The 14,323-nt window shown below is 46.7% G+C and carries 17 protein-coding genes; 2 read left to right on the forward strand and 15 right to left on the reverse strand.

All coding sequences use genetic code 11. From position 1 onward, the window contains the following. Nucleotides 1-70: 70 nt before the first annotated feature. The 14 genes from ndk to prsW all read right to left on the reverse strand — a co-directional run bounded on the left by ndk (nt 71) and on the right by prsW (nt 10,860). Nucleotides 71-490, reverse strand: a complete 420-nt coding sequence (gene ndk, locus KNO99_RS03715; RefSeq protein ID WP_214691868.1) for a nucleoside-diphosphate kinase — start codon at nt 488-490, stop codon at nt 71-73. A 91-nt stretch (nt 491-581) separates the two neighbouring features. Next, nucleotides 582-1,544, reverse strand: a complete 963-nt coding sequence (locus KNO99_RS03720) for a polyprenyl synthetase family protein (protein ID WP_214745378.1) — start codon at nt 1,542-1,544, stop codon at nt 582-584. Nucleotides 1,545-1,547: 3 nt separating this feature from the next. Further along, nucleotides 1,548-2,249 (reverse strand): demethylmenaquinone methyltransferase, encoded by a 702-nt coding sequence (locus tag KNO99_RS03725; protein WP_214745380.1) that lies wholly within the window; start codon nt 2,247-2,249, stop codon nt 1,548-1,550. A gap of 20 nt (nt 2,250-2,269) precedes the next feature. Beyond that, nucleotides 2,270-2,842, reverse strand: a complete 573-nt coding sequence (locus KNO99_RS03730) for a heptaprenyl diphosphate synthase component 1 (protein WP_214745382.1) — start codon at nt 2,840-2,842, stop codon at nt 2,270-2,272. A gap of 125 nt (nt 2,843-2,967) precedes the next feature. Then, entirely contained in the window at nt 2,968-3,240 is a 273-nt protein-coding gene (locus KNO99_RS03735; protein ID WP_074034634.1) for an HU family DNA-binding protein, read from the reverse strand. 109 nt (nt 3,241-3,349) lie between these two features. Next, nucleotides 3,350-4,060 carry a hypothetical protein gene (locus KNO99_RS03740; RefSeq protein ID WP_214745384.1) on the reverse strand — a complete coding sequence of 237 codons (711 nt, stop codon included), beginning with the start codon at nt 4,058-4,060 and terminating at the stop codon, nt 3,350-3,352. Nucleotides 4,061-4,063: 3 nt separating this feature from the next. Then, entirely contained in the window at nt 4,064-4,264 is a 201-nt protein-coding gene (locus KNO99_RS03745; RefSeq protein WP_074034636.1) for a DUF2768 family protein, read from the reverse strand. Between the two features lie 94 nt (nt 4,265-4,358). Next, a complete protein-coding gene (locus KNO99_RS03750) occupies nt 4,359-5,384 on the reverse strand; it encodes an NAD(P)H-dependent glycerol-3-phosphate dehydrogenase (protein ID WP_214745386.1) in 1,026 nt (341 codons plus the stop codon). Nucleotides 5,385-5,401: 17 nt separating this feature from the next. Beyond that, complete coding sequence (der, locus tag KNO99_RS03755; protein WP_214691863.1) at nt 5,402-6,712, reverse strand: ribosome biogenesis GTPase Der; 1,311 nt, start codon at nt 6,710-6,712, stop codon at nt 5,402-5,404. Nucleotides 6,713-6,850: 138 nt separating this feature from the next. Further along, nucleotides 6,851-7,999 carry a 30S ribosomal protein S1 gene (gene rpsA, locus KNO99_RS03760; RefSeq protein WP_214691862.1) on the reverse strand — a complete coding sequence of 383 codons (1,149 nt, stop codon included), beginning with the start codon at nt 7,997-7,999 and terminating at the stop codon, nt 6,851-6,853. Nucleotides 8,000-8,154: 155 nt separating this feature from the next. Next, on the reverse strand, nt 8,155-8,778 hold the full coding sequence (locus KNO99_RS03765) for a lysophospholipid acyltransferase family protein (protein WP_251130938.1): 624 nt from the start codon (nt 8,776-8,778) through the stop codon (nt 8,155-8,157). Then, nucleotides 8,775-9,449, reverse strand: coding sequence for a (d)CMP kinase (gene cmk / locus KNO99_RS03770; RefSeq protein ID WP_214691861.1), 675 nt, complete (start codon nt 9,447-9,449; stop codon nt 8,775-8,777). The genes KNO99_RS03765 and cmk overlap by 4 nt, the downstream gene beginning before the upstream one ends. Nucleotides 9,450-9,523: 74 nt before the next feature. Continuing rightward, a complete protein-coding gene (locus KNO99_RS03775) occupies nt 9,524-10,189 on the reverse strand; it encodes a flagellar brake protein (RefSeq protein ID WP_214745388.1) in 666 nt (221 codons plus the stop codon). Between the two features lie 14 nt (nt 10,190-10,203). Continuing rightward, nucleotides 10,204-10,860, reverse strand: coding sequence for a glutamic-type intramembrane protease PrsW (gene prsW / locus KNO99_RS03780; RefSeq protein WP_074034642.1), 657 nt, complete (start codon nt 10,858-10,860; stop codon nt 10,204-10,206). A gap of 107 nt (nt 10,861-10,967) precedes the next feature. On the opposite strand from prsW, the gene KNO99_RS03785 reads away from it, so the two are divergent. Then, complete coding sequence (locus tag KNO99_RS03785; RefSeq protein WP_214745390.1) at nt 10,968-11,939, forward strand: asparaginase; 972 nt, start codon at nt 10,968-10,970, stop codon at nt 11,937-11,939. Nucleotides 11,940-11,990: 51 nt separating this feature from the next. Further along, nucleotides 11,991-12,971 carry a YpdA family putative bacillithiol disulfide reductase gene (locus tag KNO99_RS03790; protein WP_214745391.1) on the forward strand — a complete coding sequence of 327 codons (981 nt, stop codon included), beginning with the start codon at nt 11,991-11,993 and terminating at the stop codon, nt 12,969-12,971. 38 nt (nt 12,972-13,009) lie between these two features. On the opposite strand, the gene KNO99_RS03795 is transcribed toward KNO99_RS03790, so the two are convergent. After that, nucleotides 13,010-14,278: a Glu/Leu/Phe/Val family dehydrogenase gene (locus tag KNO99_RS03795; RefSeq protein WP_015881453.1), complete on the reverse strand. Its 1,269-nt coding sequence runs from the start codon at nt 14,276-14,278 to the stop codon at nt 13,010-13,012. Nucleotides 14,279-14,323: the final 45 nt, after the last annotated feature.

Genomic DNA, 14,323 nt, shown 5'->3' on the forward strand with positions numbered 1-14,323 from the left:
TCTTTCTTCTGACCACATGCTTTTAAAAGGGAATCAAAAAAAGGACAGGTTTCCCCGTCCCTTCGAAAAGTCATGAAACGTGTGAGGCAACTCCTGCGAACCAAAGTGCCAATTCGCGCTCCGCGCTGTCCACACTATCAGAACCATGAATTACGTTTTGTGACATCGTCGATGCAAAATCACCACGAATCGTTCCAGGTTGTGCATCAAGCGGCTTTGTCTTCCCGATCATGAGACGAGAGACGGCTACGATGTCTTCCCCTTCCCATTCCATCGCGACGACCGGACCAGAAGTCAAAAACTCAACCAATTCACCAAAGAACGGCTTTTCTTTATGCTCTGCATAGTGTGCCTCTGCGACCTCAACTGACGGTGTCACCATTTCGAGACGGTTCAATGTATATCCTTTGTTTTCAAAGCGTGAGATGATTTCCCCAATCAATCCACGTTTTACCCCATCCGGTTTAACCATTAAAAATGTCTTTTCCATTCCCCAAATCCCCCTAAGTCAATAAATGTGTACGTTGTACGTATTTAGTGTACACGCTCCTGCACATTTTTGAAAGGGGTTACATGGGCATTTACCATTTACGCTTCCCGATATATTGAGCGATTTCAATCAAAGATCGTTTGTCAGGCACATCTGGCAACCCATCGAGTCGTCGGATGGCGCGTTCAACGTATCGGTCAATCGTGCGTTGGCTTCGTTCTAACGTTCCATTTCGTTGCACTTCACGAACAAGTGATTTCGTCTTCTCCATGTCTGTCGATGCACTCACTTGACGGAGACGCTCGTAAAAGGTCGGGTCCTCCGATGAATAGAGCAGCGGCAATGTCTTATGCCCATGCCTTAAATCTTCTCCGACCGGTTTCCCGAGTTGGAAACTCTTTGCCGTGAAATCGAGTAAGTCATCGGTCATTTGGAATGCCATCCCAATGTCGTATCCGAATAGGCTTAGCTGTTTGACGACTTGAGGTGACGCCCCTGAAATAACAGCACCTGCCGCACAACTCGTCTCAATCAAAAGGGCTGTCTTTCGTGCAATTCGATCTAAATATCGCTTAGGTGATTGACCCCAGTCATATTGATCTTGGATTTGATTGATTTCGCCGACACAAATTCGTTCCATCGTGTCCGCCATGATTCGCATCACTTCCGGGGAATCGATTTCGGATACGAGACGAATCGCCTCTCCAAATAACGTATTTCCGGTATACATCGCAACGGTCTCATCATAACGCTCCATGACGGTCGGTTTCCCCCGACGCAGCATCGCATCATCGATGACATCGTCATGAACGAGCGATGCCATATGAATCAACTCAAGACTTGAGGCAACTTTCGTCAAACGGATATCTTTCGTCTCACCGAATCCCGCGCTCAATAAAACGAAAGCTGGTCGGATGCGTTTACCACCAGCATCGAGTAGTTGGCGAGATGCCGATTCAATAACAGGGTGGTCCGTCCTGACTCGAGTTGATAAAAATTGATCGATTTGATCAATCTCTCGGTTCATGTGACGGTAAAGTCGCTTCAAAGACATGTTTCACCACTTCTTTCCTAGATGCATGGCACATGCACCTCCGGAGAATGTCTTCACTTCGACTTGTTCGAACCCGGCATCTTCAAACATGCGTTTAAGCGCCAGACGGTCAGGAAACTGATCGGTCGATTCTTGTAACCATTTGTATTGGTCGTATGATCCGGCGAATACTTTTCCGAACAGAGGCATGACGGTCCCAAAGTAGAATCGATACAATTCTTTAAAGACGGGTGCCGTCGGTTGACTCGTTTCAAGACAGACGACCGTCCCACCCGGTTTTAAGACGCGATGCATTTCACGCAAAACCGTCATATAATCCGGAACGTTCCGCAGTCCAAATCCGATTGTGACGTAATCGAACGAATGATCCCCAAACGGTAGCGCCATCGCATTTCCGTGTAGTAATTCAATCGTCGGCATTGATTTTACTTTTTCCTCTCCCACTTTCAACATATTCTCTGAAAAGTCGAGACCTTTGACGACCCCCGTATTCCCTGCAGCTTCAGCCAATTGAATCGTCCAGTCGGCTGTGCCACAACAAACATCTAAACATTTAGCCCCCGGAAAGACGTTCATTTTCTTCATCGTTGTCCGACGCCACCATTTGTGAAGTCGGAAGCTGATAATCGAGTTCATCGTATCGTAGCTCGGAGAAATGGACTGAAATACTTCGTATACTTTTTGCTCTTTTTCTATCGGTTGCAACGCGTAACATCCTTTCCGTTCTAAGCGACCGCGTGCGCGAGCAACGTGTGAAGCTGCTCCTTTTGGTCCTGTCTGAGCGCTGTCGCTTTCTTATCAATCATTCGTTTCCCACTTGTTGTCAAATAAGGTTGTTCAATCAGTTCGGAAAGTGTTTGAATCAATCCGACGTTCGCTTCGATCCAAATGTTCATCGAGACGTTTTTATCGAGCAGTAATGTACATTTTGCAGCATTGACACGTTGTACAGACTGTCCGAATCGATCGCTATACGACGCTGGGAAAGCCGTCAAGATTTTATAAAACTGAGCCGAGGCAAAATCGCCCGCGAGCACTTTTAATTGGCGCTCTAGCGACCCTTTCGGACTACTGTTCACTTGATCATGTAATTCGAGCGCCTGATGAGCGAAATAAGTTGCCATCACGAGTTGTCGATGCTCAATCGATTCCAAATCAATCATCTCGACCATCCAACGAAGCAACAGCATGTCGACCGCTGGTACAACCTCGTGTTTCGTCAAATAGGGATGATTCATACGTTGTTGGATTTGACGAGCAAGGTCTGTGACAACGAATTCATTTGTCAACTGTTCCATGCTATCCCCCCTCGTCCACTTCATTGTCATTCTGACATAGTATAGCACATTTTTGTCACATTCACGTCATTCGAACTCGCAAACGAAACAAAAAAGCCGCCTTTCGGCGACTTATGTATTGCAGATTACTTGACCGCATCTTTGAGCGCTTTACCTGCTTTAAATGCAGGAACTTTGCTCGCTGGGATTTCGATATCTTCTTTTGTACGTGGGTTACGACCTTTACGGGCAGCACGTTCACGAACTTCAAAAGTACCAAAACCGATCAATTGAATTTTTTCACCGTTTTGGAGTGCTTCAGTGATAGATTCGAAAGTAGCTTCTACAACTACTGTAGCTTCTTTTTTCGAAACATTTGCTTTCTCCGCTACTGCTTGGATCAATTCAGTTTTGTTCATCACGATTCACCTCCTCTCACTAGGAGTTTACGGGATTAATCATATCGTACAAACGTTGATATGACAACATTTTTTGCGTGAATTCACGACATTCACCATCAAAACAAGCTCAGTTGTTTAAAAAAACAACTTCTCCTTGTTCATCTATTGTATAGCCTTGTGAATAAGCAGGGGCGAATGGAGCGTCTTCATACAGCAAATAACGAATGTCTTCGCCGATTTCTGGCGACTCATCCGTATTTCGAAGCGCTTCTTTCACGTCTTCTCGATAGTCCACAAATAGTTGTCCGGTACCGTCTACGTAGATTGGAAGTTCACGATCCGAGAACGGACTTGGGATGACCGGCTCTTCTGTGACAAATATTTTGTCGTAATCGAGCGTGAACTGGTTTTTTCCGAGCGAGCCATCGAACGGAAACTTCCCTTCTTTTGCCCGAAACGCATTAATGTTTGTCTGAAGCTGTTGAAGACGCTCCGATACACGCAAATCAATCAATTTGACGGTCGGTTCCGTTTCGACATCGACGAGAATATACTGGAACAACCCACCGCCCTCAAAGCTATTCCCTGGAGGGTCTGCTAAATATCCCGGTACGAGACGGGCAAACTCGATTGGATAACGCTCCATGAGCGGCGTTTCCGCTGGTTTTGTTTTAATGGGCAAGACGCCAGATTGTTCACGATATGCATCGACCGCACTTTGTACGGTATTCAATTGGTCTTCATACGGAATATTGTTAGCTCGTTCCGAGTCCGGAAACATGCATCCTGCCAACAAAGTCGTTAACAGTACGCTAACAGCGATAATGCTCTTTTTCATGGTCTATCCTCCCGTCGGTCCTGAGACGACGACAAAAATCATAATAACTGTCCCAAATAAGAAAATGATGAACGCAATCAGGCGCACAAGTGTCGCAAACCATCCGGTCAGTTTCGTGTGACTGATGGCGACCATCAGTGCAGCGATGGCAAAAGCACCAATCCCCGCAAATGAAATCCACATTTTGATGAGTGACGGTGTCACGTCTATCCCCCTACTTTCTCTATGTTCTCCAGACTTCAAGTGTAGCAAAAAAAAGCGAGGAACTGAACGAAAACGTCAGCTCCTCTCCAAAGTATTATTCTTCAAAATGAAATACTTGTTCCATCTCATGCTTTTGTGGGCGTCTCATAAGTTTTTTCACTTCATCATGAGGACTCTTTTCTTCAAATAGCACGTTATAGAGCGCTTCCGTGATCGGCATTTCGACGCCCGCTTCTTTCGCGAGCGAGTGTGCTGCCTCACAGGCACGGACACCCTCGACGACCATTCCCATGTTTCCAAGAACGTCTTCAAGCTTTTCGCCGCGTCCGATCGCATTGCCGGCCCGCCAGTTTCGGCTATGTTGCGACGTCGCTGTCACAATCAAATCCCCGATTCCTGTCAATCCAGAGAAAGAGGCCGGATTTGCTCCGAGCTTCACTCCAAGTCGAGCAATTTCCACAATCCCACGTGTCATGAGGGCAGCTTTTGCATTGTCCCCATAACCAAGTCCGTCGGTCATACCTGCAGCAAGAGCGATAATATTTTTAAGCGCCCCGCCATACTCGGCACCGACGACATCCGAGTTCAAGTAGACACGGAATTGATCGTTTGTAAGCAGCTCCTGCACTTCGTCAGCGACATCGAGGTCCTCACAAGCAATCGTGATTGTCGTCGGTTTCCGCACTGCAACTTCTTCAGCGTGAGTCGGCCCAGTCAAGACACCGATAGCCCGACGTTTCGACGGGTCGATTTCTTCCGCAATGATCTCCGAAAGGCGTTTGTGCGTTTTCGGTTCAATCCCTTTTGCGGCATGAACGATGGTGACCGGTTCCTTCAACATGGTGTTCAACTGTTTCGAGACAGGACGAATCGCCGAGCTTGGGACGACAAGGAAGACGATGTTGCGTCCGTCGAGCGCTTCCTTCAAATCTGTCGTGGCCCGAATCGATTCCGGTAACGGTGCGTCTTTCAAATAAAACGAGTTTGTATGAGACGAATTGATCTCGTCCACATGCTCTTGTTCACGTCCGTAGAGCAGGACGTCATGACCATTATCCGCTAATACGAGCGAGATGGCCGTTCCCCAACTTCCCGCTCCAATGACAGCTACATTTGCCATAAGTGGCACCCCCGTTATTAGTTTTTCTGACGAGCCACGATATGAATCGGCGTCCCGGTGAAGTCAAATGCTTTACGGATTTGATTATCTAGATAACGTTTATACGAGAAATGCAACAATTCAGGATCGTTGACGAACAAGACGAACGTCGGCGGCTCGATGGCAACTTGAGTCGCGTAGTTGATCTTCAAACGTTGTCCTTTATCTGTCGGTGTCGGGTTCATCGCGACCGCATCGACGATGACATCGTTCAATACGCTCGTCGAGATCCGACGACGATGTGTTTCTGCCACTTGCTTGATGACAGGCAACAATGTTTGCAACCGTTTCGACGTAAGTGCCGACAAGAAGACAATCGGTGCATAATCAAGGAACAAGAATTCTTTGCGAATTTCCTCTTCCATCTTCTTCATCGTCTTATCATCTTTTTCGACTGCATCCCACTTGTTGACGACGATGACAATCGCTTTCCCGGCTTCATGGGCGAGACCAGCAACACGTTTGTCTTGTTCGATGATTCCTTCTTCACCATCGAGGACGACGAGGACGACGTTCGAGCGTTCAATCGCCTTTTGCGCGCGCATGACGCTGTAACGTTCTGTCGATTCGTATACTTTTCCGCGTTTGCGCATACCAGCCGTATCGATGATGACGTACTCTTGTCCGTCACGTGTGAACGGTGTATCGATCGCATCGCGAGTCGTTCCAGCGATGTTTGACACGATGACACGATCTTCACCAAGGATCGAGTTCGTCAAACTAGACTTCCCGACGTTTGGACGACCAATCAACGAGAACTGAATGACGTCTTCGTTGTATTCAAATTCATCCTTTTCAGGAGCAAGTTCGAACACTTGGTCCAACAAGTCACCAAGTCCTAACCCGTGTGTACCCGAAATCGGGAACGGATCGCCGAATCCTAGTGAATAGAACTCATACATGAGATCTCTCATTTCAAAGTTATCCACTTTGTTGACGGCAAGGACAATCGGTTTATTCGAACGGAACAACAAGTTCGCTACTTCTTCATCGGCTGCTGTGATACCTTCGCGACCGTTCACCATGAAGATAATGACATCCGCCTCATCGATGGCAAGTTCAGCCTGATGACGCATTTGTACGAGCAATGGCTCGTCTCCTACTTCGATCCCACCTGTATCAATCAAATGGAACTTACGGTTGAGCCACTCTCCTGTACCATAAATACGATCACGTGTGACACCTGGTTTATCATCGACGATTGAGACACGATCTCCGATGATGCGGTTAAAAATTGTGGATTTCCCGATATTCGGGCGGCCAACGATGGCCACTGCTGGAATTCCCATAACAACACCTCACTAATCTTTCTATCAAAATTTCATCATTTCAACATTTCGAAACGCAACTTACCTATCATATCACAGGCAAAATTAAGTGACCATACAAAAAGAAGCGGGAGCCTGACTCCCGCTTGAACGATCATCTTATTTAGAGTCGTCCGAAGATTCATCACCTGTCAGTTCAGAGACAGAGAATCCTCCTTGGTCGCTGTATTCGTCGAGTAATGCTTGATCATCATCTTGACGAGTCGGTTCAGATGATTCGAGTGCACGCATCGACAATGAGATTTTCTTATCATCGAGATGAACATCTAATACTTTGACTTTCACTTCTTGGCCTTCTGATAACACTTCAGATGGCGTTGCGATGTGACGGTTCGCGATTTGCGAGATATGAAGGAGTCCTTCCACTTGTGGTGCGACCTCAACAAAAGCACCGAACGTCACAAGACGTTTGACAGTTCCTTCGATCACATCACCCGGTTGAATTTTCCCTTCAATCGTTTCCCACGGACCTGGTTGTGTCTCTTTAATCGAGAGTTTCACTTTTTCATTATCCAAGTCGAGACCAAGGACTTTCACTTTGACGCGGTCGCCTTCTGTTACGACATCGCTCGGCTTCTCAACACGGCTGTGCGCCATTTCTGAGATATGGACGAGACCGTCCACACCGCCGATATCAACGAACGCACCGAAGTCCGTCAAACGTTGAACCGTTCCTTCGATCACTTGACCGACTTCGAGCGATTCAAGCGTCTCTGATTTCTTGGCACTCATTTCTGCTTCGACAACTGCTTTATGTGACAAGATGACGCGATTTTTTTCGCGATCAATCTCGACGACTTTTACGGTAATTGGTTTGTTTAAATAAGACGAGAAGTCTTCGACAAAGTGACTTTCGACAAGAGATGCCGGGATAAATCCACGGATTCCGATATCGACGACTAGGCCACCTTTGACCTTATCTTTCACCATCACTTCAAACACTTCGCCCGATTCGAATTTCTCGACAATTCGATCCCATGCTGCTTCAGCATCGACGTCTTTTTTCGAAACGACCACTTCTTCGTCCGTGACTTTTTTAACTTTGACACGAATCTCGTCGTTCACTTGGAGTGATTCGTTTAAATCGTCTAGATGCATGCTTGATACTTCGCTAATTGGCAAAATCGCTTCGGTTTTATAACCGATATCGATCAGCGCTTGCTTGTCCTCGATTTTGACAACTGTTCCTGTCACAATTTGACCACGATTAATTTCAAAATCAGGCATATCTTTCATTTCTTCGACCATTCCAACACTACCCCCTCACGATGAGTACAAAAAGGAGCGCCCTGAGGCGCTTACACCTAGTATAAATCTCTTATAATTCCGAGAATTTGTCAAGGCGTTATGAAGATTGTACCTCTATTGAAAGAAGTTTAAACCTCAATTCCTCAAACCTATAATTACTTCGTGAATGAATGTTTCAAATAGAGGTCGGCAATTGTATCCATGATTAAGTCAGCCGCCTCTTGTGCGTTTGCCTTACGTTCCTTCAAAGGAGTCAAATCAATCGGCTTTCCAATGACAACACGCAATTTCGCACGAAACTTATATCTACCGATGATGGCAATCGGTAAAATGTGCGCGTCTGAACGCATCGCAAAGAAACCAACCCCGGCTTGCGCCTTTCCTAACGTCCCATCTTTTGAACGTGTACCCTCAGGGAAAATCGAGATGACCTCATCTTCTTTTAGCTTTTGAAGAACAACTCGTAGCGCCTGACGGTCACCTTCCCCACGCGATACAGGAATTTGTCCCGCACGATTCAAAATATGCTTCAATACAGGAACGCTGAAAAGTTCTTTTTTCGCAAAGAATCGTAATGGACGTTCTTTCGGAATCGCACATGCGAGAAGGACCGGGTCCCAGTTTGACTGGTGGTTCGAACAGACGAGGATCGACCCATCTTTTGGGACATGTTCGCGTCCGATGAATTCGACGCGAAACGATGCGCGTTGAATGATGTTCACGACGGCCCTAGCCATCCGATACATTCCAAACGGACCATTGTTCAACGGTTTACTCATGCTTTCACCTCTTCAATTAATCGTTCAATCGCCGAGACGACCCCATCAATCGACAACGTCGTCGTATCGAGATAATGAGCATCTTCAGCTTGACGGAGAGGCGCGACCTCGCGCTCTGAATCACGTTTGTCACGAAGAGCGATTTCTTCCTTCAACCGCTCGTAATCACTCGGGATTCCTTTTGACACATTTTCCTCATGACGACGGCGTGCTCGTTCTTCGACTGACGCGGTCATGAACACTTTCAAGTCTGCGTTTGGCAACACGTGCGTGCCGATATCGCGCCCATCCATGACGACACCGCCATGCTTCGCCAAATCACGCTGTAAATCCATCAAAGCATCCCGTACTTCCGATTGACGGGCGACAAAACTCACATTATTCGTCACTTCACTAGAGCGAATGACATCTGTCACTTCTTGTTCGCCATCGAATACACGTTGCCCTTCTTCAGATGGCACGAGACGAATCGACATGTTCTCGATCATCTTTGCAAGTGCGGGACCATCTTCAAGATTAATCTCTTCGTTTAAAGCACGATATGTGACTGCTCGATAAATCGCACCTGTGTCTATATAGACATAGCCCAATTGTTTCGCCAACGACTTGGCGATTGTACTTTTCCCGGCACCAGCCGGTCCATCTAAAGCAATTTGTAACGATTTTTTCATACAAAACGGGTATCGAGTGTGCCCGATACCCTCCTCCTCTCGGTCTATAATCCCGAGAACATCATAACAGTTTTTTATCTTGAAGAAAATACAGACCCTGTCCGCTTACGCGCTTCTAGTTGAACGCGGAAACAGTATCGTAAAATCGTCTCCTGATCGCGAGGCGTCAAATCTTCGAATGCCATAGAAAGCTCTTGTTTCACTTCTTGTTTATGTATACGTACTAAACGACTCTTCACACGAAAGAGTTGCGGCGTACCCTGCTCATCTTCAATTCGGAACACGACGATGAGTGATTCATTTATATCAACAGGCGCACGGTTCGCAATAATTTTCATGCCGCCAGCCGATACATCAAGCGACGTCGTTTCAAACGACTCGAAGTCTGCCCCATCCGCCGCAACAACTGTCACGTCAATCATTTCAGGGACGCGCAAATATTCACGTCGTTGAATTCGTTTGATTTTCTTTTCATCCGGCATCTTGAAAGCATAGCGAATTGTCATCTGCGCATCACTGATTCGCTTCGCAACTTTCGTATCAAATGCGAACAATTGGTTATCCCCTTTGAAAAAGTAAACACGCATCTCTTCTTCTTCATGTAAGAAGAAGGTTTTGAGCGTCGTCATGTCACTTGGTGATTCAATCCATACGATTTGATCCACAATGGCCGCAATCTTTGTTTTCCCCTCATTCCGTCCTTCTAATTCGATTCGTAATTCTTGTCCTTCTTTCAGCATACGCATGTTCCCCTTTATTTAAATTGACGACGATTGGACAGATTGGCTGCTCTTACAAGCAGAAGTGCAACCATCCATAAAATGACGATATAGAGCACGGCCGGCAACTTATGATTCGGTTCTAAAATCAAGATCAAATCAAACGTCCCGTGGATAACCGTTGCAGAAAAGACTGCCATAAACAGCCACACCCGCTCACGTGCCGAATGTTTGGCACGCCCCAAGCAATAGCCCATGACAACCGCAAACAATGCATGGCCGCTCACAGGTAAAATGGCGCGCCAAATCGCGATTTCTAATGAATCATACACCCATAAGTATAAAAAATTCTCTAACGTCGCAAAGCCTAATGAGCAGGCGACCGCATAGAGAATCCCGTCGTAGTAATCATCAAAGACTTTATGTATATATATTGTATAATAAATCATAAACCACTTAAAAAACTCTTCGAGTAAGGCAGTGGTGACATATGCCTGCCAAAACGGACCAGTCAGCACCCCTTCTTCAACGAACGCATATTGGATAAACATGATCGGGAAAACGAGAACGGCCCCGGCCACGAAAGAACGAATCACATATCCGAGCGGTTCTGCTTCCAATTCATGCCGAAGATAGAAGTAGGAAAGAAGGGCAAGCCCTGGTGCAACCGCAGACAAGGCGATTGCGATCATGACGCATCTCTCCTTTCTCTCATTAGCATACACTGAATTGTCTGAAAGAAAAAGTGTGTAACGCCTAGAAAATGGAAATATCCATAAAAATAATGAGGAGGTCATTTATGAATCATTTATTACTTATTCACACAGGCGGTACAATCGCCATGTCTCAATCCGGTACAGGACACGTCGAACCGAGCGATGTGAACCCAATCGACGCTACACTTCCGAAGGCGACGGACATCGCCCACATTACGACGAAGCATTTCTCAAATATCCCATCTCCACATATGACACCCGACAAAATGCTTGAACTAGCCCAATTCATTCAACATGAGTTGACACAGGACACGTATGACGGAGTCGTGATCACACATGGAACAGATACGCTTGAAGAAACGGCTTACTTCTTGCAGATTACGCTCGGTGCGCCTGTACCAATCGTCTTGACAGGAGCGATGCGTTCCTCGAATGAAGTCGGTTCAGACGGTGAATTCAATTTAATTACCGCTCTTCGGGTCGCAAAGAGTGAATCGGCTCGCGGAAAAGGCGTACTCGTCGTATTTAACGGAGAGATACACTCGGCCTTCAACGTCACAAAAACACATACGTCATCCGTCGATACGTTTAAGTCGGTTCATTTCGGAAACGTGGGTATGGTCACAAAGGATCACGTACTCATCTATAGTCAACCGGCAACGAGACAGCCTAAAATGATTCCGTCCATCTCAAAACGGGTAGCTGTGTTAAAAGTCGTTGCGGGAATGGAACCTGATTTGCTCGAATCGGTGATGGAACTTGGATACGACGGACTCGTCCTCGAAGTGTTAGGGCAAGGAAACGTCCCACCGACACTATTGCCGGCACTTGAACGTTTGGTCGAGGAAATTCCCGTCGTGATTGTCAGCCGTTGCTTTAACGGAATCGTCCAAGACGTATACGGGTATGCAGGTGGTGGGAAACAATTGAAAGAGATGGGGATCATTTTCTCGAACGGGCTAAATTCGCAAAAAGCTCGCCTGCGTTTACTCGTGGAACTCGAATCCGGCTCTTCTCAATCCGTGATGGAGCATAGCTTTAGTTTCCAGCAATAACCTTGCGCTTCCGCAGTCCCTTCCCTACAATGAGCAAAGAGGTGATTTTCAGTGAATAAACAAGCGATTATTGTGGGTGCTGGACCATGTGGTCTATCAGCGGCCATCGAGTTAGAGAAGATTGGGGTTTCTTGTACGGTAATTGAACGAGGAAATATCGTTGATGCAATCTATCGATATCCGACCCATCAAACGTTCTTTTCATCTGCAAACCTGTTAGAGATCGGGGACATCCCGTTTATCTGCAAAGATTTGAAGCCACGGCGACAAGATGCACTCGTCTACTATCGGGAAGTCGTCACCCGTACGGGATTGAACGTCCATCCGTTCGAGACCGTCGAATCAGTCGAGAAAATCGACAAACGATTTGTCGTGACGTCAAGACATGAGCGTCGTGGGGAGATCGTTCGTGAGGCAGATTATGTGATTTTAGCCACAGGATATTATGGACGTCCTCGTATGCTCGACGTACCTGGTGAAGAGTTACAACATGTCCATCATTATTTCCACGAGGCCCATCCGTACTATCGACAACACGTCACTATCATCGGTGGAAAGAACTCTGCAGTCGATGCGGCAATCGAACTCGAAAAGGCTGGAGCATATGTAACAGTGCTTTATCGCGGTGACTCCTATAGTCCTTCCGTGAAGCCATGGGTTCTGCCTAACTTCGATTCACTCGTTCGACATGAGAAAGTTCGAATGGAATTTGAAGCGACAATCGATCACATTACCGAAGACGGCGTCTATTATCATCAACACGGGGAAGAGAAGCACGTGTATGCCGATCACGTCCTCGCGATGACGGGGTATCAACCAGATCATCATCTTTTTGAAAATGCGGGAATCACAATCGATGAGGAGAGCGGTGTTCCGACGTTTGATGAGGAATCGTTCGAAACGAATGTCGAGCATTTGTTCATCGCTGGTGTTGTCGCTGCCGGCAACGATGCGAATAAGATTTTTATCGAAAACGGTCGCTTTCATGGGAAAGCCATCGCAGACACGATCGCGAATCGTATTCAAGTATAAAAAAGTTCGGTCAACGCATGTTGACCGAACTTTTTTATTTAAACCCAACCACGGAAACGTGACGCTTCCGCCATCTTACGTACGCCGACCATATAGGCAGCGAGACGCATATCGACTTTGCGGGCTGAAGATGTGTTGTAAACAGTGTTGAACGAATGAACGAGTACTTTTTCAAGTTTTTCCTCGACTTCTTCTTCCGTCCAGTAATAACCTTGGTTGTTTTGTACCCATTCGAAGTAAGAGACCGTGACCCCGCCACTTGATGCCAATACGTCCGGAACGAGGAGAATCCCGCGCTCTGTCAAGATTTTCGTCGCTTCGTTCGTCGTCGGTCCGTTCGCCGCTTCCACTACGATGGAAGCTTTAATGGCATCGGCATTATCTTCCGTGATTTGATTCTCGATAGCAGCTGGCACGAGAATGTCACAGTCGAGTTCTAACATCTCTTTATTCGAAATCGTGTTTTTGAAGAGCGTCGAAATCGTACCGAATGAATCACGACGGTCTAACAAGTAAGGGATATCTAAGCCATTCTCGTCATGGATCGCGCCATACGCGTCACTGACCGCAATCACTTTTGCTCCGGCATCGTACATGAATTTCGAAAGGAAGCTACCCGCGTTCCCGAATCCTTGAACAACGACACGGGCACCCTTCAGTTCGATGCCACGGCGGAGTGCCGCCTCTCGAATCATGATGGCTACACCTTTCGCAGTCGCAGTTTCACGACCGTGCGAACCGCCAAGTACAAGCGGTTTACCTGTAATAAAACCTGGTGAGTTGAATTCATCGATTCGGCTATACTCATCCATCATCCATGCCATGATTTGCGAGTTCGTGAACACGTCCGGAGCAGGGATATCTTTTGTCGGTCCTACGATTTGGCTGATGGCACGCACATAACCGCGGCTCAATCGTTCGATTTCACGGAAACTCATTTCACGTGGGTCACAGACGATTCCGCCTTTCCCCCCACCATATGGCAAGTCAACAATCCCCGCCTTTAAACTCATCCATACAGATAATGCTTTGACTTCTACTTCAGTTACGCTCGGGTGGAACCGAATTCCTCCTTTTGTCGGTCCGACCGCATCGTTATGTTGAGCGCGATAACCCGTAAAGATTTTTGTCGAGCCATCATCCATGCGAACTGGGATCCGAACGGTCAGCATGCGAAGCGGTTCTTTTAACAACTCGTACATCTCATCTGGATAGCCGAGTTTATCTAAAGCTTCGTGAATTACCTCTTGTGTCGATTCCAAGATGTTTTTTCGTTTTTGATGACCTTTTTCTTGATCCGTAATCATGAAGGTTTCCTCCCCTAAATTGTCAATTCTCCCCCAAGAATTAAC

Origin of the sequence: Exiguobacterium sp. s189 (genome assembly GCF_018617615.1) — a bacterium.
In the GTDB taxonomy this organism is placed as follows: domain Bacteria; phylum Bacillota; class Bacilli; order Exiguobacteriales; family Exiguobacteriaceae; genus Exiguobacterium; species Exiguobacterium aestuarii_A.